Source organism: Pseudomonas sp. MWU12-3088 (assembly GCF_023242405.1).
Lineage (GTDB): Bacteria > Pseudomonadota > Gammaproteobacteria > Pseudomonadales > Pseudomonadaceae > Aquipseudomonas > Aquipseudomonas kribbensis.
Genome location: NZ_JALJEA010000001.1, coordinates 78,570 through 101,262, shown reverse-complemented (window position 1 = coordinate 101,262; position 22,693 = coordinate 78,570). Strand labels below are relative to the sequence as shown.

The 22,693-nt window shown below is 59.6% G+C and carries 21 protein-coding genes and 1 riboswitch; of the genes, 7 read left to right on the top strand and 14 right to left on the bottom strand.

The genetic code is table 11. The annotated features are described in order from the left end of the window. Positions 1-74: 74 nt before the first annotated feature. The 4 genes from M5B98_RS00520 to M5B98_RS00505 all read left to right on the top strand — a co-directional run bounded on the left by M5B98_RS00520 (position 75) and on the right by M5B98_RS00505 (position 5,276). The gene (locus M5B98_RS00520) at positions 75-2,459 is read left to right on the top strand and encodes a DUF3772 domain-containing protein (RefSeq protein WP_248741394.1); all 2,385 of its coding nucleotides are present in this window, start codon (positions 75-77) and stop codon (positions 2,457-2,459) included. 137 nt (positions 2,460-2,596) lie between these two features. Further along, positions 2,597-4,243, top strand: coding sequence for an alkaline phosphatase D family protein (locus M5B98_RS00515; protein ID WP_248741393.1), 1,647 nt, complete (start codon positions 2,597-2,599; stop codon positions 4,241-4,243). A gap of 97 nt (positions 4,244-4,340) precedes the next feature. Then, a riboswitch (Fluoride riboswitch) is annotated at positions 4,341-4,402 on the top strand. 144 nt (positions 4,403-4,546) lie between these two features. Then, complete coding sequence (gene crcB / locus M5B98_RS00510; protein ID WP_248741392.1) at positions 4,547-4,930, top strand: fluoride efflux transporter CrcB; 384 nt, start codon at positions 4,547-4,549, stop codon at positions 4,928-4,930. 10 nt (positions 4,931-4,940) lie between these two features. Further along, positions 4,941-5,276 carry a DUF190 domain-containing protein gene (locus M5B98_RS00505; RefSeq protein ID WP_248741391.1) on the top strand — a complete coding sequence of 112 codons (336 nt, stop codon included), beginning with the start codon at positions 4,941-4,943 and terminating at the stop codon, positions 5,274-5,276. Positions 5,277-5,324: 48 nt separating this feature from the next. Here the strand turns inward: M5B98_RS00505 and M5B98_RS00500 are convergent, their stop codons facing one another. The 6 genes from M5B98_RS00500 to M5B98_RS00475 all read right to left on the bottom strand — a co-directional run bounded on the left by M5B98_RS00500 (position 5,325) and on the right by M5B98_RS00475 (position 8,943). After that, complete coding sequence (locus M5B98_RS00500) at positions 5,325-5,489, bottom strand: DUF2986 domain-containing protein (protein WP_248741390.1); 165 nt, start codon at positions 5,487-5,489, stop codon at positions 5,325-5,327. A 52-nt stretch (positions 5,490-5,541) separates the two neighbouring features. After that, the gene (locus M5B98_RS00495; protein ID WP_248741389.1) at positions 5,542-6,237 is read right to left on the bottom strand and encodes a tRNA (adenine(22)-N(1))-methyltransferase; all 696 of its coding nucleotides are present in this window, start codon (positions 6,235-6,237) and stop codon (positions 5,542-5,544) included. 105 nt (positions 6,238-6,342) lie between these two features. Further along, positions 6,343-6,939, bottom strand: a complete 597-nt coding sequence (locus M5B98_RS00490; protein WP_248741388.1) for a LysE family translocator — start codon at positions 6,937-6,939, stop codon at positions 6,343-6,345. Between the two features lie 105 nt (positions 6,940-7,044). Beyond that, the gene (locus tag M5B98_RS00485; protein WP_248741387.1) at positions 7,045-7,362 is read right to left on the bottom strand and encodes a hypothetical protein; all 318 of its coding nucleotides are present in this window, start codon (positions 7,360-7,362) and stop codon (positions 7,045-7,047) included. Positions 7,363-7,406: 44 nt separating this feature from the next. Then, complete coding sequence (locus tag M5B98_RS00480) at positions 7,407-7,940, bottom strand: hypothetical protein (RefSeq protein ID WP_248741386.1); 534 nt, start codon at positions 7,938-7,940, stop codon at positions 7,407-7,409. A 166-nt stretch (positions 7,941-8,106) separates the two neighbouring features. Next, positions 8,107-8,943 (bottom strand): AraC family transcriptional regulator, encoded by an 837-nt coding sequence (locus M5B98_RS00475; RefSeq protein WP_248741385.1) that lies wholly within the window; start codon positions 8,941-8,943, stop codon positions 8,107-8,109. 255 nt (positions 8,944-9,198) lie between these two features. Here M5B98_RS00475 and M5B98_RS00470 point away from each other — a divergent pair, with 255 nt between their 5' ends. Beyond that, positions 9,199-10,260: an alpha/beta fold hydrolase gene (locus M5B98_RS00470; RefSeq protein WP_248741384.1), complete on the top strand. Its 1,062-nt coding sequence runs from the start codon at positions 9,199-9,201 to the stop codon at positions 10,258-10,260. 21 nt (positions 10,261-10,281) lie between these two features. Here M5B98_RS00470 and M5B98_RS00465 read toward each other — a convergent pair whose 3' ends face one another. From M5B98_RS00465 to M5B98_RS00430, 8 genes are all read right to left on the bottom strand, one after another. Then, the gene (locus tag M5B98_RS00465; protein WP_248741383.1) at positions 10,282-11,307 is read right to left on the bottom strand and encodes a GlxA family transcriptional regulator; all 1,026 of its coding nucleotides are present in this window, start codon (positions 11,305-11,307) and stop codon (positions 10,282-10,284) included. A 127-nt stretch (positions 11,308-11,434) separates the two neighbouring features. Then, positions 11,435-12,925: an aldehyde dehydrogenase gene (locus tag M5B98_RS00460; RefSeq protein WP_248741382.1), complete on the bottom strand. Its 1,491-nt coding sequence runs from the start codon at positions 12,923-12,925 to the stop codon at positions 11,435-11,437. 1 nt (position 12,926) lies between these two features. Then, positions 12,927-13,829 carry a dihydrodipicolinate synthase family protein gene (locus tag M5B98_RS00455; protein WP_248741381.1) on the bottom strand — a complete coding sequence of 301 codons (903 nt, stop codon included), beginning with the start codon at positions 13,827-13,829 and terminating at the stop codon, positions 12,927-12,929. Between the two features lie 66 nt (positions 13,830-13,895). Beyond that, the gene (locus M5B98_RS00450) at positions 13,896-15,224 is read right to left on the bottom strand and encodes an MFS transporter (protein WP_248741380.1); all 1,329 of its coding nucleotides are present in this window, start codon (positions 15,222-15,224) and stop codon (positions 13,896-13,898) included. A 63-nt stretch (positions 15,225-15,287) separates the two neighbouring features. Further along, on the bottom strand, positions 15,288-16,604 hold the full coding sequence (locus M5B98_RS00445; protein WP_248741379.1) for an NAD(P)/FAD-dependent oxidoreductase: 1,317 nt from the start codon (positions 16,602-16,604) through the stop codon (positions 15,288-15,290). Between the two features lie 164 nt (positions 16,605-16,768). Then, complete coding sequence (gene proX, locus M5B98_RS00440; RefSeq protein WP_192553416.1) at positions 16,769-17,791, bottom strand: glycine betaine/L-proline ABC transporter substrate-binding protein ProX; 1,023 nt, start codon at positions 17,789-17,791, stop codon at positions 16,769-16,771. Between the two features lie 42 nt (positions 17,792-17,833). Beyond that, positions 17,834-18,787 (bottom strand): glycine betaine/L-proline ABC transporter permease ProW, encoded by a 954-nt coding sequence (gene proW / locus M5B98_RS00435; RefSeq protein WP_248741378.1) that lies wholly within the window; start codon positions 18,785-18,787, stop codon positions 17,834-17,836. A 54-nt stretch (positions 18,788-18,841) separates the two neighbouring features. Beyond that, positions 18,842-19,876: a quaternary amine ABC transporter ATP-binding protein gene (locus M5B98_RS00430; protein ID WP_248741377.1), complete on the bottom strand. Its 1,035-nt coding sequence runs from the start codon at positions 19,874-19,876 to the stop codon at positions 18,842-18,844. 366 nt (positions 19,877-20,242) lie between these two features. Between M5B98_RS00430 and M5B98_RS00425 the strand changes: the two genes are divergently transcribed. Both M5B98_RS00425 and M5B98_RS00420 read left to right on the top strand, forming a co-directional pair. Further along, positions 20,243-21,202 carry a LysR family transcriptional regulator gene (locus M5B98_RS00425; RefSeq protein ID WP_248741376.1) on the top strand — a complete coding sequence of 320 codons (960 nt, stop codon included), beginning with the start codon at positions 20,243-20,245 and terminating at the stop codon, positions 21,200-21,202. 123 nt (positions 21,203-21,325) lie between these two features. Then, positions 21,326-22,666 carry an MmgE/PrpD family protein gene (locus M5B98_RS00420; protein WP_248741375.1) on the top strand — a complete coding sequence of 447 codons (1,341 nt, stop codon included), beginning with the start codon at positions 21,326-21,328 and terminating at the stop codon, positions 22,664-22,666. Positions 22,667-22,693 lie beyond the last annotated feature (27 nt).

The following is a 22,693-nucleotide window of genomic DNA, read 5'->3' as shown; positions in this document are numbered from 1 at the left end:
AACGGAAAATCATGCAGCGCTCGAACGATCACCTAACCTCATTGATTGTGTGTTCAACCGGAATCGCCAGTCCCATGCGCAACGCATTGAAGTCATTGATGTTCGTCGCCCTGATCCTGCTCGGTCCGGGGTTGGCCATAGTGTCGGCGGCCGATTTACCGGGAGCGGCCGAAACCGGTGCGCCCCTCCCCGGCGTCACCCAAAATGATCTGCAAGCCCTGCAACAACGCCTCGATGGCCTCAAGCAGCAGATCTCGTCCGCCAACAATTACAACCAGCTCGAAGGCCCGCAGGATCGGGTGCAGACGTTCATTCTCGACATTGATCGGCTGTCGGCTTCGCTGTTGCCGCAGCAGGCACAACTGACCGTACAACTGGGCGTACTGGGCGCGGCACCGACGGAAACGGTGGCCGCCGAACAGGCCGATATCGCCGCACAACGAGCGGCGCTGATCGAGCAGAAGAACAAGGTCGATACCGCGCTGAAGAATCTGGCCACGCTCAAGCAGAACGCCACCGATCTGATCACCCAGATCGCCGGCATTCGCCGCACGTTGCTGGAAAGCGAACTCACCCTGCGTACCGACAGCGTGCTCAGCCCTGATTTCTGGTCGCCGATGATCGATCCCGATCCTGCCGATCGCCAACGCCTGCAGATGTTCGTCGACCAGATCAAGGAAACCGGCACCGAGGCCTGGCAACCGGCGCAACGGTTCTACACCAGCGTGCTGGTGGTGTTGTCTTTCATGGTCTGGACCCTGGGCCGACGTCTCGCCGACCGTTGGCTGGCATGGGTGTGTATCCATCGCATGCCCGAAGGCCGCTTGCGCCGCAGCTCGCTGGCTTTCGCCTCGGCGCTGGCGACACTGGCGACCACCGCGATAGCCCTGGAACTGCTGTATTACGCCTGCACCCGGCATGTGCCGCTGCCGCCGATGCTGGCGACGTTCTCCGACGAATTCCAGAAAGTCGTGTACGCCTGCGTGATGATCACCAGCCTGAGCCGCGCCTTGCTGTCCACCGAGCACCCATCGTGGCGGTTGCCGGCGATTGCCGAACCGGTGGCCCTGACGCTCAAGCCTTTCGCCAGGATCCTTGCCGCGACGCTGCTGGTGCTGGTCACGGCAGTGCAGGTCGGCAATTCGTCCGGCATGAGCAGCCAGATCGTGATCACCGGCCGCGGCGTCATCGCGCTGGTGGTATTGGCCATCGTCACCGTGCTGCTGATGCGCGTCGGCAAGGTGCGCAAGGCGCTGGCGGCGGCCGGAGATGCGCAGGTGACGGGCAACACCCTGGCCGGGGTGATTTACACCGTGACCACGCTGGCGATGGTCATTTCCCTCGGTGCGTTGCTGACAGGCTACGTATCGCTGGCGCGGTTCATCACTTATGAACTGGTGTGGGCGTTTATCGTGCTGTCCGGTTTCTATCTGCTGATGCAGTTGCTCAAGGACAGCTGCGAATACGTCTTCTCGCCCCGCCATTCCAGCGGCAAGGCCTTGAAACAACTGCTGGGCGTCGGCGACCGGCGCCTCGAACAGGCCTCGACCCTGCTGGCCGGCGTGGGTCGGGCGGCGTTGCTGCTGCTGGCAGTGATCACGCTGTTCGTGGGCGGCATCGGCACCACGCTGGGTCAATTGGCCAACAGCATCGGCACCATTCTCGGCGGTGCCGGCCTGCGCAAACTGAACATCGTTCCCGGGCATTTGCTCAACGCCATACTCGCCCTGCTGATCGGTATTTACCTGATCCGTGCTCTGCGCCGCTGGCTCGACAACGAGTTCCTGCCCAAGACCGACATGGACCCCGGCATGTGCGCCTCCCTCAGCACGCTGTTTTCCAACATCGGCTACGCGGTAGTGATTCTGCTGACGCTGTCGTCGCTGGGCGTGCAGTGGACCAACCTGGCGTGGATCGTCAGTGCGCTGTCGGTGGGGATCGGTTTCGGCCTGCAGGAAATCGTGAAGAACTTCGTCTCGGGGCTGATCCTGCTCACCGAACGCCCGGTCAAAGTGGGCGACCTCATCAGCATCAGCGGCGTCGAGGGTGACATCCGCCGGATCAACGTGCGCGCCACCGAGATCCAGCTCAGCGACCGCTCCATCGTGATCGTGCCCAACTCGCAATTGATCTCGCAGAACCTGCGCAACGTCACCCTCGGCGGCAGCGCCCAAGGCGTGGCGACGCTGGAGCTGATGTTCCCGCTGGACATCGACCCCGAACAGGTCAAAGGCCTGCTGCTCGACACCTACAAAGAGCACGAAACCATCCTCGGCAAACCGGCGCCGTTCGTGCGATTCAGCAAACTGTCACCCGATGGCATCACGCTGACCGTGACCGGTTACGTCGACAGCCCGAGGATTGTCGGCAAGACCAAGAGTGATCTGTTGTTCGAGATACTCAAGCGGCTGGGGGCGGCGGGGATTGAGTTGGCGAAGCCACCGCAGCCGGGCAGTTGACGCCCGTCAGCCCAATGGCCCGATACCATCTATAGTCACTTCGTTCACCTCATGGGGATTCGTCAGAAGTTTGCTGTTGGCCGTGTTCGATCAGAACTCCAGTTCCCCTGACAACCCAAGTGAAAATGGAGAAAGTCATGGCCTTGGTCGATCCGCGGAACAACGAATACGACGTGAATAAACTTGGCACTGCCAGCATCGTCGGGCACGTGAACACTGACAGCGCCCGAATCTGGATTCGCGTCTATATGGCGGGAGAATGGACGCTGGTCTGGTCCGAAAAGGCGTTGGTCGGAGACCTGTTCACGCTAGATGGCAAAACCATTGAGCTGTTTCTAAAAGGTCAGGGATGCGACCCCAAAAACATACTGTCGTACAAGTTCAGTGAAGACTCGGACCTGACCAATACTTTCGACATTGCCAATCTGAAGCCGAACACCACCTACTACTATTACTTGATGAGTCAGAAGCCAACGTCCAAAAGTATGTGGCGCAGAACAGAAATCGGATATCAAAAGGTCTACTCCTTTACCACCATGGCGCAATCCATGCCCGACTTCAGCTTCGGATTCTATAGCTGCCATGACCCGTTCAACGCCAATAACAGCAATGGTGCTTGGCCCTTGTTTCTCAGCAGAGCCAACAACGCGAAAATCAGATTCGTCATTGGCGGTGGCGATCAGGTCTATGTGGACTGCCAGGAAAACAAATACTTTCCGGACATCTGGGAATGGCTGCAGAACAACAAGGACGATCTGATCGCGGCTTTTACAAAAGACGGAAAACTGCTCACTGCGGGCCTTGATGCTTACCTTCTGAGCCTCTACCGCTGGTATTACCGTGTGTACTGGAATTTCCCTCAGATGCAGGAGATCTTTTCGAAAACGCCTCAATACATGATTTGGGATGACCATGAAATCATGGATGGCTGGGGATCGCGAACCAACAAGGAGCGTCTGGAAATTCTTTCAAGGTACTTCAAGAAAGACGACCCCGACATTGACCAGCAACTTATAGACTCGATGTGGAATGCAGCAAGAACAGCCTATTTTGAATATGGCCACAGTCACAACCCTCCCACAAACATTGTAAGGTCGTTATTGAAAACACCCGAAAAATGCATCTGGGACTATAACTTCATAAAGGGGACAACCCCATTCTACGTGCTCGACCTGCGCGGGCATCATGATGTTGAAAGAGCCCAGAACAGACTGCTTGGAGATGATCAGGTTGCACGCTTTCTAGGCTGGCTGGATACGCCGCCCGTCAAAAAATCAAAAATCGTGTTTGTGGTGAGTTCCGTTCCAGTCGTTCACTGGCGATCCATCGTATTGACGGCGGGGTCCTTGATTAACAGCCTCAAGGACGACTTCATGGATGAATGGGATCATCCCTCCAACCATGTTGAAAGAAACCTTCTGCTGGAAAAAATATTTGCCGCCTTCGATGCTGAAGGCCGAACGTTGGTGTTCTTGAGCGGCGATGTTCATTGTGCTGCCGCCTTCAGGTTGCAACACAAAATCTATCGCCAGGCCAACGTTTACCAGATCACCTCGAGTGCCATTTCGCGAATGCCCGCCGGGCAGGCTGTCTCTGCCGGAATAGCCAAATCCGGTACGCTCAGTGGTAATGACAATGTCCAGTTCGAGCACCTGTTCAGCCATTCGGAAGACAAGAATTTCGCGATTTTCCATGTGAAGAACAGTGATTCGATCACCGTCGATCTTTGCTGGCCGGGCGGCACCGAAGGCGAAGCCGTCATCAAGACCCTCGAGTTGGAATAGCGCGCACAAAAGCACTAAAGGAAGCACTAACACACAAAAGGGGACAGATTTATTTTCTGAAAATAGATATGTCCCCTTTTGTGCTGAGGCTATAGGATATTTTCCAGGAGATGGCATTCCTCCTCAAACCGCCTTCGTGCTGATGATGCCTACGTGAACCCTGGACAGGGTGCGTAGGTGTGTCTGCTCCCCTGTCCCCCCACTCCAGGACAGGATCATGATTCCCGATATTCAATCCGCTGTATTTTGCTATTCCCCACCGCAACCTGTTTGGCCGCAACAGCCTGAAGAGGTGGGCCCGACATGCTGAAATCACTGCTGGTCATTGCCGTGGGTGCTTCACTGGGCGCCTGGTTGCGTTGGCTTCTGGGCATGAAGCTCAACGCGCTGTTTCCTGCGATTCCTCCGGGCACCGTGGTCGCCAATATGGTTGGCGGCTACATCATCGGCCTGGCCATCGCATTCCTTGCCGCCTCCCCTTCGCTGAGCCCCGAGTGGCGGCTGCTGATCATCACCGGCTTCTGCGGTGGCCTGACGACTTTTTCTACATTCTCGGCCGAAACCGTTGCCCTGATTCAGGAAGGCAGGTTGCTCTGGGCACTCGGCTCGATTTCGGTACACGTCGTCGGCTCGCTCGCAATGACTGCGGCGGGGCTGTTGTCCTATCAATTGATTGGCACGCGTTAAGGAGACCGAAATGAAAGGTTTTCTGGTGATTTTCTTCACTCAACAAAACCGCCGCCATCAAGGAAAGATACTCGGTGACTGGCTTGTTGATCTGGCAAAGGAAATGGGCCTGCGCGGCGCGACCCTTTCCACCGGCATCGAGGGTTTTGGCCATACGGGCCGGCTGCATTCCTCGCATTTTTTCGAGTTGGCGGATCAGCCGACCGAGATTCGCATGGCGATTACCGAGGAAGAGACCGAACGACTGTTCAAACGGCTGGAGGAGGAAGACATCTCGGTGTTTTACATAAAGACGCCGATTGAAATGGGCTTTGTCGGTAAAAAGGCCGGCAGCCCTCCGCCATAGTGACGGCTTGCAGACAAAACCAAAACGATGCGGGTTATGGAACCTGCATCACTCTTCAGTGGAAAGACTCGGCTCCTGGCTGGTTTCAACTGCCATCTTCAAGCGATCCGCCTTGCTGATGTACTTGGGCTTGTTGCTTTTCGGCGCCAGTTTGGCGTTGGCCTTTCTGGATTTTTCCTTGAAGAGTTGTTGCAGTTTCTTTTGGCGATTCATGGTGTCTTGCCCTGCTTGAAAGTTGTTGAATGATATCAGCCGTGAGTCAGGTTCAAGCGAGCACTTCGGTGATCCACTGCACCTGCCTCGCCAGATCCTGCACTTTCTCTTCACACACTGTATGCCGCACACGCCCGAACTGGTTCAGGGTCTGTTGTTTGAGCCGCAACCGGTGCTGCCACTTGCTGACAAACGCCGGGCTACGCGCCTGCAATTGCAGCGGCCCGAAGTACAGTTCTTCGGCGGTGTACGTCACCGGGCCGTCGCGTTCGGCGACGATGATTTCGTAGTCGAAGCGATTTTCCCGCAAGACTTCTTCGCAGAGGATCCGGTAGCCGTTGTCCATCAGCCATTGGCGCAGCGGTTGCTCGCCGCCGTTGGGTTGCAGGATCAGGCGTTCGCGGCCGCTCAGGCGCGACTTGCCGGCTTCGAGGATGTCGCGGATAGTCTCGCCGCCCATACCGCACATCGTAATCGCGTCGATCCCGTCGGCCGGTTCCACGGCCATCAAGCCATTGGCCAGACGCACGGTGATCTGCTGCTGCAGATCGTTCTCGCGCACAGCGCGCTCGGCCGAGCGAAACGGCGTCAACGCCATCTCCCCCGCCACCGCAGCCTCGATTGCACCACGGCGCATCAACGCCACCGGCAGGTAGCCGTGATCCGAGCCGATATCGGCCAGGCGCGCACCGGCGGGTACGTGCGCAGCGACACGCTCCAGGCGCATGGACAATGTCTGTTCGTTCAACCGCAACCCCTTTTACGTCGAGCGTCCGGCACCACTGGCCGGATCGGGGCGCGATTCTGGAGGGCAACGTCGTGTATTTCAAATTTAAATGACCAAGCGCGACGATCACACCAACACCGTCAACCACGCCGACAGTAACAACAAAAACGCCAGCCCGGCATTCATGCGCCTGAATGCCCTTGGCGATCCAAAGAACCGTGCACTACCCACGCCCAGCGCCGCCCACGCCGTCATGCACGGCAGGCAGACCAGCAGAAACACAAAGGCCAGCAACAGCATCCGCATCTGTTCATCGCCGTTTCCGCCAAACACGCTCACCACCGCCACCGCCATCATCCACACTTTGGGATTGATCAGTTGCAGGCCGGCGGCGCCATAAACGCCGATCCCTTCTTCACCCGCCGTTGCCGGGTCAAGGGACGGCGGCGTGCTGCGAAAGATCTGCCACGCCAGCCAGCTCAGCCACAGCACCCCGGCCCAGGCCATCGCCTGCTGCACCCGGGGATAGCGCAGCAGCGTTTCACCCACGCCGAGCCCGACCACCAGCACCACCAGTGCCGCCGACACGCAGGCGCCGAAGATGATCGGCAACGTAGCCACCATCCCGCGCCGTGAACTGTGACTCATCACCAGAATATTGGTCGGCCCCGGGGTGATCGAGGCGACGAAGGAAAACAGCAGAAAGGGCAACAACGATTCCATGGCATGGACTCCGGATCAGAACAGAGAGCCATGGTCGCGGTTGTGTGCAGTTCAGTCTGGAAGGTTTGAGCAGTCATTGCGGGAGTCTGCGGCGCGAAAAAGCCCCTAATCCAACAGCTCGCGCCTGAGCAGGAGAAACTCCTCCGCCAATCTCTCTGCGATCTCTTCCGCACGCCCGGTGCTGTCTACATATAACAAAACCGGATATTCGGGAAATTCCTCTTCCACCACTTCGCCGTCGAAAGGGTCAATATTGTTTTTCAGCGTGAGGTGCTCTGACTCTCTATTACCAAAGAAATAATACTCACCGCCGTGATAGGTGCTTTCGCGTCTATCAAGGGAAAGGTTGAGACTTTCCTCAACTTTCAACCTGGCTGCTGAAACACTCAGGTTTTTGACACCGTACAAATCGTAAGCAGCCATTAATACACCTTTGTAAACAGGATGATTCTCAGACGCTCTCACAACTAATATCGAATCCACTTTCCCGTAGATATCAATTTCGGATTATCAGGATCAACCAGATTAAGCCATTCCGGATCATGCCCCAATGTACCTACCAAAACACCTAACGCGTTCGGGTTCTCGGGCGTCGCCGTGTGGTGCACTATTCCAATATAGCTTCCTATGCCTTGAGTGCTTTCCAGTTGAAAACGTAAAGAGCCGTCAGCGTTGTAGATCGCCGCGTTATTGGGGCAGTTAAAGAACCAGGGAAATTCAGGTGTACTGAATTTTGAAGGCTTCTCATTAAAAACCACCAAGACCCCGGTTCTGTCTTCAAGAATATAGGCGGCCTCATGGACTGGAAGGCGTACTTCAACGCCATTTTCAAGAACCAGATATTGCTCAAAACCTACAACTACGTGCTCTAGCGCATAGAGCAAATTTCTTTTTGTATCTTCGAAGCTGGTAGAGGTCCCGTCCCAGCGGCGAAAACTCTCAAAGAGCAGGCCATCATCGAATTCACACATCGTTCTGATTTCACTGATCAACTGACTCACTGCAACAACCTCACTGCCCCCCTATGAACCTCATACGACTTTGAAAGGGTTCGGGGCGTTTTATCCATGGAACTCCCTGATGTCCGTCACCAGGCAAGCGAGCTTCGCTCATAGCTTCCCACAAATCGCCCACGGTTCCCTCACGAATTCCCACGTTGTGCAAGCCTCAGTCTGGGAGGTTTGAGCAGCGCTTGCGGTAGTCCGCCGGCGTGAGGTGATAGGCGCGGCGAAACCAGCGGCCGAGATGGCTTTGATCGGCAAACCCCAGTGCACTGGCGACGTCCGCGGGCGTTTCGCCTCGTGCCAGCAATTGCCGGGCCCGAGCCAGCCGCAACTGGATCAAGTAACCGTGGGGCGCCAGCCCGAAGGCCGACTTAAAGGCCCGGGTCAGACGAAAGCGATCCACCCCGCAGGCCCGGGCCAGATCATCCAGCCCGATGTCTTCGAAGGCATGGGCATGCAGATAATCCCGCGCCACCTGCGCCACGCGCGGCAAGCGTGGATCGAACGCCTGACGCTTGCGCCAGTCGAGGTGGGACGTCAAAGCCCCCAGCAAGTGGTCGACCGCGCTCTGCCGGACGATACGCAAGTCGCCGTGATGCAGGGCCTGAAAGGCTTGATTGATGGAAGTGGCCAGTCGCGGGTCCTGGCTCAGGGTGTCGGCGAATCCGAGCTGACTGTTGTCCGGCGCCTGCTCGAACAGCGCCAGCAACTCGCGCTCCAGCCAATGCGGATCGAGATAGAGCATAGAGTAGGTAAAGCCTTCCTCGGTGGGCGCGTGCCCGTCGTGGATTTCCCCCGGCTCCAGCATGAAGATCTTGCCCGGCGTACTGAAATGCCGCACGCGCCGGCAATCGAACTGCTGAACCCCTTGCTCGGTGACGCCCACCAGAAAACTGTCATGCCAGTGCGGATCGTAGGCATGGCCCTGGAAATGGGCGCGGATCGACTCGATGCCGGTGTCGGCATCCTGGGACAGGTCGATCCAGTTGCGTTTGTCCACGCAAAGGCTCCGGAGAAATGGGTACAACGGCTAAATTACCGCGCTTCATGCCAATACGTTTAGAACATTTGTGCAGCAACCGGCGCCTTTCAACGGGTTTGTATCTCAGTGTGTACGAACCGCTTGTGGATACACACTCCGGCATCTTGAGAGCAAAACCGAAACAGCACGGATACACCGGCAGGTTTAACTGGGCTCCAGTTCAGAAGGGTTCACCCAGAACCCCATCCCCGTCGATTGCAAAGGAGCCTGACCATGAAACCTGCACTGCACACCACCGCCACCGGCAACACCCGTCGTCGCCTGCTGGGCCTGTCGATCCTCGCCACCGCCCTGATGCAATTCGGCGCTTTCGCCAACGCACAATCGGCGGCGCCGGAGCCGGTCAAGACCGTAGCCGCCAGCGTGAAAGCCGACCTGCCCTTCGGCCCGCTGAAACATGTGAAGGCCGGCGTGCTGGACGTGGCCTACGCCGAAACCGGCCCGGCCGATGGCCCGGTGGTGATTCTGCTGCACGGCTGGCCCTACGACATTCACAGCTACGATGAAGTCGCGCCGCTGCTGGCAGCCAAGGGTTATCGCGTGCTGATGCCGTACGCCCGGGGTTATGGCGATACGCACTTCCTTTCCGACAAGACTGTGCGCAACGGTCAGCCTGCGGCGCTCGCCAGTGACGTGATCGATTTCATGGATGCACTGAAAATCAAACAAGCCGTACTCGGCGGCTACGACTGGGGCGCACGTTCGGCGGACATCGTCTCGGCGCTGTGGCCTGAGCGCGTCAAAGCCCTGGTGTCGGTCAGCGGTTACCTGATCGGCAATCAGGCCGCCGGCAAGAACCCGCTGCCGCCCAAGGCCGAGCTGCAATGGTGGTATCAGTTCTACTTCGCTACCGACCGTGGTGCGGCCGGCTACGCCAAGAACACCCACGACTTCGCCAAGCTGATCTGGCAGACCGCCTCACCGAAATGGGCCCTCGACGACGCCACGTTCGACCGCAGCGCCAAGGCCCTGGAGAACCCGGATCACGTCGCCATCACCGTGTTCAACTACCGCTGGCGTCTAGGCCTGGTGCAGGGCGAAAGCCAGTACGAAGCGCTGGAGCAGAAACTCGCCACCGCACCGTCGATCAGCGTGCCGACCATCACCCTGGAAGGCGATGCCAACGGCGCCCCGCACCCGGCGCCCGAGGATTACGCCAAACGCTTTACCGGCAAATATGAGTTCCGTCTGATCAACGGCGGCATCGGCCACAACCTGCCACAGGAAAGTCCGAAGACCTTCGCCAAGGCAATTATCGACGCCGATCACCTCTGAAGCAGTACGCCGAACGGCTCGTCATTTGACGAGCCGTTTTTCCTTGGACGGCCGATAACCGAAATAGGCGCTGTAGCACTTGCTGAAATGACTCGGCGAGACGAACCCGCAAGCCACCAGCACATCCACCTGAGACAGCTCGGTGTGTTGCAACAGACGCCGGGCCTCGGTGATACGCAGTTCCATGTAATAACGCTGCGGCGTGGTGCCCAGTTGTTCCTTGAACAGCCGCTCCAGCTGACGCCGGGAACGCCCGGCGTACACTGCCAGTTGCTCCAGTTCCAGCGGTTCTTCGAGGTTGGCGTCCATCAGCTTCACCACTTCGCGCAACGGCGCGCTGACGCTGATGTTTTCGGTGGGTTTGATCCGCCGGTAGCGCGATTCCTCGAACGCCAGAATGTCTTCGATGCCTTCCACCAGCGCCTTGTCGTGCAGGCCTTTGATCCAGTCCAGCGCCATGTGGAACGCGCCGGACGGACTGGACGCGGTCAAGCGGTCGCGGTCGATCACGTAGGGTTCGCTGCTGACCTGGGTCGCCTTGGAAATTTCCGCCAGCGCTGGCCGGTGCTCCGGGTGAATCGCACACCGATACCCTTCCAGCACCCCTGCCCGCCCCAGAAACCACGAACCATTCCACAACCCGGCGAGCAACACGCCGGCCTCGGCGGCCATTTTCAGCAGGCCGATAAACTCGTCGCTGGCCTTCAATTCCGTGCGGTAACCGCCGCAGATCACCAGCAGGTCCAGTTCCTGCAACACACTCGCCTCAAGCTGTGAATCCGGGCGGATCACCAGCCCCAGATCGCTGATCACTTCGCCGTCGCTCAAGCCGAAGGTGCGTGTAGAGAACAGACCGGGGCGCAGCAGATTGGCGGTGACAAGGGTGTCCAGCGCCTGGGTGAAGGCCGGCAGGGAAAAATGCTCCAGCAACACGAAACCGGTACGGGTCAGGCGCCCCGCCCCGGAGGAAGGCTCGTTCAGGTAGCGAAGGTTCTTGCCCTTCATGCCACCGCTGAATTGACGTCGTTCGATCAAGATGCGGTCCATCAGTTACTTGTTATGCCGCCATGCTAACCGCCGGGGCGGCAAAATACTCGGGAATGAATGCAATTCGCCCCAACCGGTACAAACGTGCCGATCGGGGCGAAAGTGACCTGCGAAAAACCGCGATGGATCAGGAGGCGTCGATCCAGATGGTTTTCAGCTCGGTGTACTGGTCATGGGCCCAGATCGACTTGTCACGCCCACCGAAACCCGACTCTTTGTAACCGCCGAAAGGCGTCGAAGCATCGCCCTCGCCAAAGCAGTTCACGGTGACGATACCGGCGCGAATGCCCCGCGAGAGTTTCAGCGCATGGCGCAGGCTGCCGGTGTAGGCCGAGGCGGCCAGACCATAAGCCGTGTCGTTGGCCAGGCTGATCGCCTCGTCGACCGAGCTGAACGTTGTCACGCTCAGCACCGGGCCGAAGATTTCTTCCTGGAACAGACGACTGTCACGGCTGACGCCATCGACGATGGTCGGCTCGACGAAGATGTTGTCGGCCGTGCTGCCCCCCGCCAGCACCGACAGGTTTTCCTCCCGGGCATGGTCGAGGTACGAACGGACCTTCTCGAAATGCGCCTTGCTGATCATCGAGCCCAGACGGTTTTCCGGGTCCAGTGGATCGCCCATTTTCCAGTCGGCCAGATGCACCTTAACGCGCTGGAGCAGTTGGTCCTTGATGTCGGTGTGCACGATCAGCCGCGACGAGGCCGAGCAGTTTTCACCCATGTTCCAGAACGCGCCGTTGACCACGTGCTGGGCGACCTGATCGACGTCTTCGACATCGTTCATCACCACCGCCGGGTTCTTGCCGCCGCATTCCAGCACGATGCGTTTCAGGTTGGATTCGCTGGAATACTTGAGGAACAAGCGCCCGGTGTCGGTGGACCCGGTGAAGCTGACCATGGCGACGTCCGGGTGACGGCCCAGCGGTTCGCCCGCTTCCTTGCCTCCGCCGGGCACCACGTTGAACACACCGGCGGGAATCCCCGCCTGATGCGCCAGCTCGGCCACACGCAGGGTGCTCAGAGTGGTTTCCTTGGCCGGTTTGACCACAATCGAGCAACCGGCGGCCAGCGACGGGCCGATCTTCCACGCGAGCATCAGCAGCGGGAAATTCCACGGCAACACCAGGCCGACCACGCCAATCGGTTCGCGCACCACCATGGTCACCGCGCCGTTACCGGTCGGTGCGGTCGAGTCGTAGATCTTGTCGATCAGTTCGGCGTGCCAGCGCAGGGTATGAATTGTCTCGGGCACGTCGATGTTCTGGCATTCACGGATCGGTTTGCCGCTGTCCAGGCTTTCCAACACCGCCAGTTCATGGGAGTGGTCGTCGAGCAATTGAGCGAACCGCAGCAACACCGATTTGCGCGCCGATGGCGCCAGCCCTTGCCAGCGCCCATCCTCGAACGCAGCCTTGGCGGCGGCGACGGCAACGTCCACGTCCTGGGCACCGCAGGCGGTAATCTCGGTCAACACCGCTTCGGTGGCCGGGTTGGTCGTGGTGAAGGTCTTGCCGGACAGCGCGCTGCAAAACTCGCCGTTGATGAACGCCTGATTGCGAAACTCAAGCTTCGACGCCAGCTCGCGGTATTGCGCTTGACTCAGAAGATCGGCCATTTCAAACCTCCGCGACGATGCGCGCCACATTCTGTTTGAGGGTTTTGATCACGCTTTCCAGCACTTCCTTCTCGGACGCTTCCAGCGCTTGCATCGGTTTGCGCACGCCGCCGGCACGCAGGCCGACCAGCTCGCTGCCGTGCTTGATCGACTGGACGAACTTGCCGCTTTCCAGCACATCCATCAGCGGCAACAGGGCCGACATGATCCGCCGTCCCTTGTCGAAGTTCCTCTCTAGAACGCAGGCTTCGTACAGCGCGATGTGCTCGGCGGGAATGAAGTTCGAACCGGCACAGACCCAGCTGCGCGCGCCCCAGGCGAAGAACTCCAGGGCCATGTCGTCCCAGCCGCAGGACAGCTGGATCGAAGGATGCGAATGCGCCAGACGATGCAACTGCGCGGTGTCGCCGGAGCTTTCCTTGATCGCGACGATGTTCTTGCAACCGGCAATCGCCTCGAAGAACTCAGGGCCCATCGCCACGCCCATTCGCGCCGGGTAGTTGTAGAGCATGATCGGCAGGCCGGCGGCCTTGTCCACGGCCAGCACGTGGACGGCGATCTCCTTTTGCGTCGGCAAGGCATACGGCGGCGAGCCCACCAGAATCGCGTCGGCTTTAATTGACTTGGCGTGCTCGGCGAAGGCCACCGCATCTTCGGTGCGAATCCCACCCGTGCCGATCACCAGCGGAATGCGGCCGTTGATCACTTCCCTGGCGCGCTCGGCCACTTTCAGCCGTTCGGCGGTGGTGTGGGCGTAGTACTCGCCGGTCGAACCACCGATGACGATGCCGTGAACCCGCGACTCGATCAGATACTCGAGCACTTCGGCGAAGGCCGAGTAATCGATCTGGCCATCGGCGGACAAAGGCGTAATGGCAGGGGTAAAGATGCCGTCAAAGTTCATAGGGTTTTCTCCAGTGGTTGCAGTGTTCGATTCATTGGCCCGACGCCGATAAGGCCCGGACAAGGTTCAATTCAGCGAGGCAGCCTGTTGCAGGTTGAGCGAGCGGGTTTCCGGCGCGAGCACCCACGACAGCACCAGGCCGACCAGAGTGACGGCCGCCGCGATGTACATGGTCTGGGCGATGCCCAGCGTGCTCAGGGAAACCGGCACCAGATAAGTCCCCGCCGCCGCGCCGATGCGCGACAGTGACGTGCCGACGCCAACCGCGAAGGCGCGGATTTCCGTGGGAAACAGTTCATTGGGGTACACCAGCGTCAGCACCTGAGCGCCGCCGATGAACAAGGCGTAAACGGCAAAGAACGCGAGCACCAGCGCATTGGGCCCGGCGTGTCCGATGGCCAGCCCGAGCAGCGCAAGGCCGGAACATAGAAAGCTGTAGATCAGCAGATTGCGTCGGCCGACGCGGTTGATGATTCGGGTCGAAATCACGCAGCCGATAACAAAGAACAAAGTAATCGCCACCGACCCCAGGGAGGACCAGTCGCCCTGCAGGTTCAGCGCGGCCAGCACCTTCGGCGCAAAGGCATACACGGCAAACAGCGGCACCACCGAGCAGGTCCAGAACACCACGACAAACAGCATGCGTTTGCCGTAGCCGGAGTGCAGCAGGTTGAAGATCGTCAGCTTCTCGCCCACCCGGTGCTCGGGAAGATTGGCCAGGGAGAAGTCGTTGCCGTAGACCTGTTTGATGATCGCCTCGGCTTCGGCGGCGCGGCCCTTGCTCAACAGCCAGCGCGGCGATTCGGGTGTGCCGATGCGCACCAGAAACAGCATCGCGCCGATGATCGCCGCGCTGGCCAGGACCAGCCGCCAGGCATCGGAGCCCCACAGCTTGAACATCATCTCGCCCACCACATACGCCATCGCGGCCCCGGCGAACCACATGATGGTCAGCGTCGCCAGACGCGGGCCGCGATACTTGCGTGGCATGAACTCGACCAGCAGCGAGGTCGCCACCGGGTACTCGATGCCGACCGCCACCCCCAGCAGCAACCGCAGAACAAACAGCGCCAACGCCGAATCGACCCACAGCTGCGCCAGCGACGCCACGATGAACAGGGTCGGCCCGACAAACAGCAGACGCTTGCGCCCCAATACATCGGTCAGCCAGCCGCCGAGAAAGCCGCCGAAGAAAATGCCGATCAGTGCCGAGGCGGCAATCATGCCTTCCCAGAAATCGTCCAGCGCCAGAGACCTGGACATGTGCACCAGCGCCACGCCGATGATGCTCAGAACATACCCGTCGACAAAGGAACCACCGGCCGAACGGATCGTCAGCAGACGATGAAAACCATTGAGCGGTACGTCCTCGATTGATACAGCAACGTTGTTCATTTCTTGTCCTTGTATTCAGTGCATCGTTACTTCAGCTCACCGCGCAGGGCGGGCCATGAGCGTTCAACTTTCGCGGCCGGCGCGGTATTGCCCCCACTTCAGGTTCATGTTCACGCCCAGCGACAGAAACGGTTCGGGCGGGTTGCCCGTCGGCCCCGGCGCCTGCAACAGGAAATCGATCAAGCCGTCACGCTGCCCGGCCAGCCAGTCGGCGAGCAATTTGCCGGTGACCGTGCCACGGGTGACGCCCAGGCCATTGCAGCCCAGCGCGCCGTACACGTTCGGCGCCAGTTCGCCGAAGAAGCCGTTGTGGTTCCTCGACATGGCCAGCGCCCCGCCCCAGGTGTATTCGAACTGCACTCCCGGCAGCATCGGGAAGCGCTGATCGAATGAAGCGCGGTGACGGTGCACGAAGCGCTCGTTGTATTTGCTGTTGCTGCGGCCATCGGGGTTGAAGCTGAAGCTGTTGCGGATCAACAAGCGATTGTCGGGAGTACGCCGCACCGTGGTGCCGAACGGATCGGCGGGAATTGCGCCCCAGAACGGTTTGCCGCCCAGACGCGCCTGCTCTTCATCGGTCAGCGGGCGGGTGATGCTGGCGTAGGTGTAGATCGGCAACATGCGGCCCTGCAGAAAACCGAAGCGCATGCCGAACGAGTTGTTGGCCAGGATCAGTTTGTCGGCGGTGATGCTGCCGTGAGCGTGCTTGAGCAAGGTTTTGGCGCCGTATTCCACTTCCAGAATCGGCGTGCGTTCGTACAGGGTGACGTTGGCCGGCAGACTGTCCGCCAGGCCCTTGACCAGCGCCGACGGCTGAACCAGCACCGCACCGGGGGTGAACAGTGCCTTGCGGTAGAAACGGGTGCCCAGATGTTCGGGCAGTTCATCCGCATCGATCATCTGATACGGCTGACCGAGCTTGTCGAGCCCGCGGCGATAGGCTTCCAGCACCGCGATCCCGCGTTCTTCCACGGCGGCCTGATATTTGCCGCAGGCTTTCATCTGGCAATCGATACCGAACTGATCGACCAGATTGCGCAGGATCGACTGGCCTTCCAGGTTCAGCTTCAGACTGATCCTGGCCAGGTCGATATCACCGATATAGTCCTCGGCCCCGATGTCGTGGGGCAGATCGATTGCGAAACCGGCATTGCGACCGGACGGCCCCAACCCCACTTCCTGCGCTTCGATCAGCACCACTTCATCGTCGGGGAAGTTCAGCGCGAGCTGGCGTGCCGCCGCCAGCCCGGTGAAGCCGGCACCGACGACCACCCAACGCGCCGAACGGTGGCCGCGATGGCCGGGCTCGGGGCTGCGTGGCCGGCTCAGGTAGAACCAGCCACAGCTGTCATCATCGGCGGGCAGCGAACTGACTTTCATAGTGTTGAACCGTTTATTGTTGAAATGACAAATCGAAGCCGACACGAAGCGAACGCGCGGAATCGCGTTGAATGAAAACAGCCTTCAAAGTTGCGTAAATGAATGCGTTTGAATGACGGCTTTACGCCACGGGATAACCGCCACTCGAACTAACGAACAACCGCTTACTTGGCCGCCGCCCGCGCATCACTCAGCCAGCCGTCATAACTTTGCTGGTGGGCCTTGATCCATTCGGCAGCGTGGCGCTTGATGTCGGCCAGGGACTTCTCGCCGTTCTGCATCTTCAGGTTCTGCGCACTTTCGTCGGCGGTGCTGATGCTGACCTCGGAGAGAAACTTGCGGGCCACCGGGTTCTTCTCGGCGAACTCCTTGTTCATGACGGCATTGATCGTGTCCACCGGGAAGCCGAGGTTCTTGCCTTCGTAGAAAGTGTCCTTGCTTTCCTTGCCGTCAGGCAGGTCGGTGTACGGCACCGGCAGCCAGACCACGTCGCGCCCTTCGACCAGCACGCTGGAAATCCACTGCGGTACCCAGGTGAAGAACAGCACCGGTTTGCCTTGCTGGTAGCGGGCGATGGTGTCGGCCATCAGCGCGAAGTACGAGCCGCGGTTGTCGACAACGGTCGGTTCCAGGCCGTAGGCCTTCATGTGGTGTTCGACCATGACTTCGCAGCCCCAGCCCGGGTTGCAGCCGGTCAGGTCGGCCTTGCCATCACCGTTGCTGTCGAACAGTTTGGCGATCTCCGGTTTCTTCAGGTCCGACAGATCCTTGATGTGATAGGCATCTGCGGTTTTCTTGTCGATCAGGTAACCCTGCAGCACGCCCTTCATGATCTGCCCGACCTTGACCATCACGTCATCGCCGCCAGCCTTCTCGTAAAAGGCTTCGTGCAGGTGCTCCCACTCATGCACGGTGAAATCCGCATCGCCGTAGGACAGCGCCAGGAACATCGCCGGGTAATCGGTTTCCTTCGGCTGTTTGACGTCGTAGCCCAGCTCCTTGAGCCCGGCGATCACCACTTCACCGCGAAAGCGCTCTTCGGCGATGGTCGGGAAAATCGGCGTGATCGACACACCGGCGCCGGGCTTGTTGGCATCGGCCGCATAGGCTGCCGAACACAGGACCGTGCCCAATACGCAAGCAACCACACCCGCCACGACGCTTTTCTTGAGATTTGCCAGTTTCATGTTTCACCACGCTTTGGAGTTTTAATCGGTGAGCAGAAAGGTTCAGTTAATGACCGCACGAGCAACGTTCTTCTTTTTCTTCAACTTCATGACCAGGCCGACCGGCCCGCTCTCATACCAGCGCTGCCCGGTGGCCAGATCGCTGCTGCGTTCACCCATGGCCTGAGTCAGGCGATCGAGGAACACCGCCAGCAACACCAGCCCTGCTCCGCCGACACTGGCCAGGCCCATGTCGAGGCGCCCGATGCCGCTGAGCACCATCAACCCCAGCCCGCCGACCGAGATCATCGAAGCGACCACCACCATCGACAGCGACAGCATCAGCGTCTGGTTCAAACCGGCCATCATGGTCGGCGCGGCCAGCGGCAGTTGAACCTTCATCAGCATCTGCATCGGTGTGCAGCCAAAGGCCCGCGCCGCCTCGACTTTGTCCGCCGGCACCTGACGAATGCCGAGGTTGGTCAGGCGTACCAGCGGTGCGACAGAGAAGATGATCGTGACGATCACGCCGGGCACGTTGCCGATGCCGAACAGCATCACCACCGGCACCAGGTACACGAATGCCGGCAGGGTCTGCATGGCGTCCAGCACCGGGCGGATGATCATTTCCGTGCGGTCGCTGCGGGCACAGAAGATGCCCAGCGGAATGCCGATCACCGCGCAGAACAACAGCGAGGTCAGCACCAGCGCCAGGGTGACCATCGCGTCGTTCCACACGCCGATCAGCCCGAGCCCGGTCAGGGTCGCCACGCTGAAGATCGCGATGCGTTTGCCGCCGATCTGCCAGCTGATCAGCCCGGCGATGATGATGAACACCGTTGGGGGCAGCGAAAGCAGCCCCCACTGGACGCCGTCGAGTACCTGATCGACCGGCCAGCGAATCGAGCGAAAGACATCCCGGAAGTTATGCACCAGATATTTAAGGGCGGTTTCAACCCACGATCCCAGCGGAATATTCAAACTCTGGAAGGGATCCAGAAAGTTAAAGTCGGACATGACACTACCTCGCACTTGCGGACTGCGTGACCATTCTTTTTTTAAATCAGGATCTCAGCTATTGCCCAGGCAACTTAATAGATGCCCTTGCGAGATCGAACCTTTATAAAGTCCAACTTCATCAACTACCGGCATTGGCGTAGATGAAGCGGCAACCAGATGAAAGATCTCGCGCAAGGAAGCGTCAGCCTTTATCGGAGTTTGACGACCCGGTTCATAAACAATGCCCGAATCGGCTTGTGCGATATCGCCGGCGCGCAAGATCCGGCTGGTATCGAAACCGTTGAAGAAGTCCCGGACATATTGGTTCACCGGGTTGCACAGCAGCTCACGGGGCGTGCCGATCTGCACCACGCGCCCGCCCTCCATGATCGCGATGCGATGGCCGATGCGTACGGCTTCTTCAATGTCGTGGGAGATGAAAATGATGGTGCGATCCTGCTCGGCCTGAAGCTTGATCAGCTCGCCCTGCATCTCGCTGCGGATCATCGGATCGAGGGCGGAGAACGCCTCGTCCATGAGCAGGATGGCCGGGTCGTTGGCCAGCGCCCGGGCCAGGCCGACCCGCTGTTGCATGCCGCCGGAGAGCTGATGGGGGAAGCACATTTCCTGCCCGGAAAGCCCGACTTGCTCAAGGGCGCCCATGGCCCGGCAGTAGCGTTCCTTTTCGCCGACTCCGCTGATTTCCAGGCCGAAGCTGACGTTGTCGATGACGCTCATGTGCGGCATCAGGGCAAACGACTGGAAGACCATGCCCATGTCTTTGCGGCGCACCTGCAACAGGTCCTTGTCGCCCAGGCCGGTGATTTCCCGGCCATTGAGAAAGATGCTGCCGGAGGTCGGCTCGATCAGGCGATTGAACAGTCGGACCATGGTCGATTTGCCCGAGCCGGACAAACCCATGATGACAAAGATCTCGCCGCGCTTGACCGAGAAGTTGGCATCGAACACGCCGATGGCCTGGCCGGTCTTTTTGAAGACTTCGGCTTTCGAGGCGCCCTCTTCGATCAACTTCATGGCCAGTGCTGGCTGAGTGCCGAAGACTTTATAAACATTCTTGACGCAGATTATTTCGTCGGAGCTATTCATACCTTGCCTCCATCGCGTTGTGCATATTCGAATTCAAACAATATGCAATCGAGCGAAACGGTTTTAGAGCGGCAGCGGTAATAGTTATAAGTCGTCACGACGGGTTTCCTTTTATTATTTTTGGGACCCCAGGAACGAGGGACGTTTCAAATTTATTAGCATCCCCCTGCTTAATCCAACGACATTTACAGGGGCATGTTGATAACGTCGGGTTATCGATCACGCCGGCATCCACCGCTGGCAGCCGGCATCGCCTGCCAGCGACCGCGACTATCCTTGCAGCGACGCCGGCGTATCGCTGCGCGCAGGCTTGGGCTACCCTCGTCGCGCTTCGCCCGGGAGCCGTATCGTGAGGAGGCCGTACAGATGACCAAGCATGTCGACCCAGACACCATCTTGCTGAAGATGCCGTCCTTGCGGGCCGTAAAGGCATTTGTCGCCGCCGCCAAGTACCAGAGCTTTACCCGTGCCGCCGAAGCATTGTGCGTTTCCCAGGCCGCGATCAGCCGGCAGATCCGCGAGCTGGAAAGCTACCTCGGGGCGCAGTTGTTCACTCGCGTCGGGCGTGCCGTTGAACTCACTTCGGCAGGTGCGCTGTTTTTCGACGCCGCCCAGCTGTCGTTCGTGAACATCGCCCAGGCCGCCGAGCGTATCCGCAGCAGTCAGTCGGTCAAAAAGGTGCTGACCATCTGTTGCTCCCCGGCATTCTCGGCGCTGTGGCTGTCGAATCACCTGCCGGAGTTCTTCGCCCAGAGCGAAGGCATCGAGCTGAACCTGATCACCACACAGAACTTCCTGACCATGGAACCGGGCGTGCAGCCCGACGTGTTCATCACCAAGATCTCGCGCATCCGCGAGGGCTATCGCAGCTACCCGCTGTGCCATGACCTGATCTACCCGGTGTGCACGCCGCAGTATCTGGAGCAGCACCCGGAAATTTCGACGATCGAAGGCGTGCGTGATTCGGCCCTGCTCAACCTCAGCCCCTATGGTCGCTCGCAAGTCGCCGAGCACGTCGACTGGGGCGTGTGGCTGGCGTTTCAGTCCATCGACATCGACGACCGCCCGGCGACCAGTCCGCAAATTTTCAACGCCAACGACTACAACCTGCTGATCAGCATGGTGTTGACCCATCAGGGCATCGCGCTGGGCTGGAATCATCTGGTTGCGCCGCTGTTGCAGCGCGGCTTGCTGGTGCGCCCGATCGAACAGGAAGTGCAACTGCGCAACAGCTGGCACTACCTGAGCTGCCGCGAGAACGCCGACAACGAAGACGCGCTACGGCGGTTTCGCGAGTGGATCCTGTCGAAGTTTCCCCGTCGTTAACCCTCGATTTGGTTATCAATAGCCCAACGAAAATGTCGTTGGAGCCGCACAACCTTCCTGACTCATTGTGGAACGGCGCCGGCCGGGATCTGGCCGGTTACTCTCACAGGAAGGAATTGTTGAATGTCACTCTACGAATTCTGCCGCGACTTTGATTTCCTCCAAGCCCCGGCCAAGACCCGGGAGATCCTGCAGAACAGCCTGCTGGATATCGTCGGCGTCATGGCCGGTGCCGCGTCCAATGACACCAGTGTGGCGCTGCGCCGTTTCGCCGTTGCCCACTACCCCGCCGGCGAGTTCGGCAGCCGTCTGCTGTTCGACGGTCAGCGCGTGAACCTGCTGGGCGCGGGTTGGGCCGGCGGCTTTTCCGCCGACAGCCTCGATGCCCATGAAGGCCATTTCCGATCCAAGGGGCACGCCGGCGCGACCGTGGTGCCGGCCCTGCTCGCCCTCGCCGATGCCCTGCATCATCAGGGCAAAAACGTCAGCGGGCATGAGCTGTTGAGCGCGCTGTGCCTCGGTTATGAAACCGGGCTGCGCGCCGGAACGGCCCTGATGTCGACCTCCCCGACTTATCACGCGTCCGGTGGCTTTTCGGCGATTGGCGTGGTTTGCGCCGGCGCCCGTTTGCTCGGTTTTGACGAGCAGACCTTCCGCCATGCCCTGGGCATCGCCGAGTACTTCAGCGCCCGTTGCCCGATGATGCGCCTGATCGCGTTTCCGACCATGTTGCGCGACGCCCACGGCAGCGGCGCCTTCGTCGGGTTGAATGCGCTGCTGCTGGCCAAGGAAGGCGTGACCGGTGCGCCGGCAGAAACCGTCGAGGATGCTTCGGTGGCCGAACACTGGCTCGATCTTGGTGAGCGCTGGGAAATCGACAGCCAGTATTTCAAACCCTGGCCGGTGTGCCGCTGGGCGCAACCGGCGCTGACCGCGATGCTGCAGCTGCAACAGGATCATCCTGCGCTCAACGCCGAGGTGATCGAGACCATCCGCGTCGAGACCTTCTACGAGTCGATGTGCCTGCAAGGCCACACCCCGGCGGATGCCGATCAGGCGCAATACGCCCTGGCCTTTCCGCTGGCAGCGCTGATCGTCAGGGGCAAACTCGGGCCGGACGAAGTCACCGGCGAATCCATCCACGCCGCCGACATTCGCGCCTTGAGCGCACGCATCGAGATCGTCGAGGCGGCCGATATTTCCGCGCGGTTCCCCAATGAAATCCTCTCGCGGGTTTCCGTCACCCTGAAAAACGGCAACGTGCTCGTCAGCCCGATCACCGCCGCGCGCGGCGATCCCGAAACGGCCCTGAGCCGGGAAGAACTGGAGCAGAAGTTCGACCTGTTCGCCTCAAGCCTCGGCCACGAACGCAGCCTCGCGGTGAAACAGGCGATTCGCAATCTGGGCCAGTCTGCGTCGGCCATCGCCACGCTTGAGCCGATCTTCGAACGGATTCACCCATAACCTCAACGCATCGATTGCCCGCAGGAA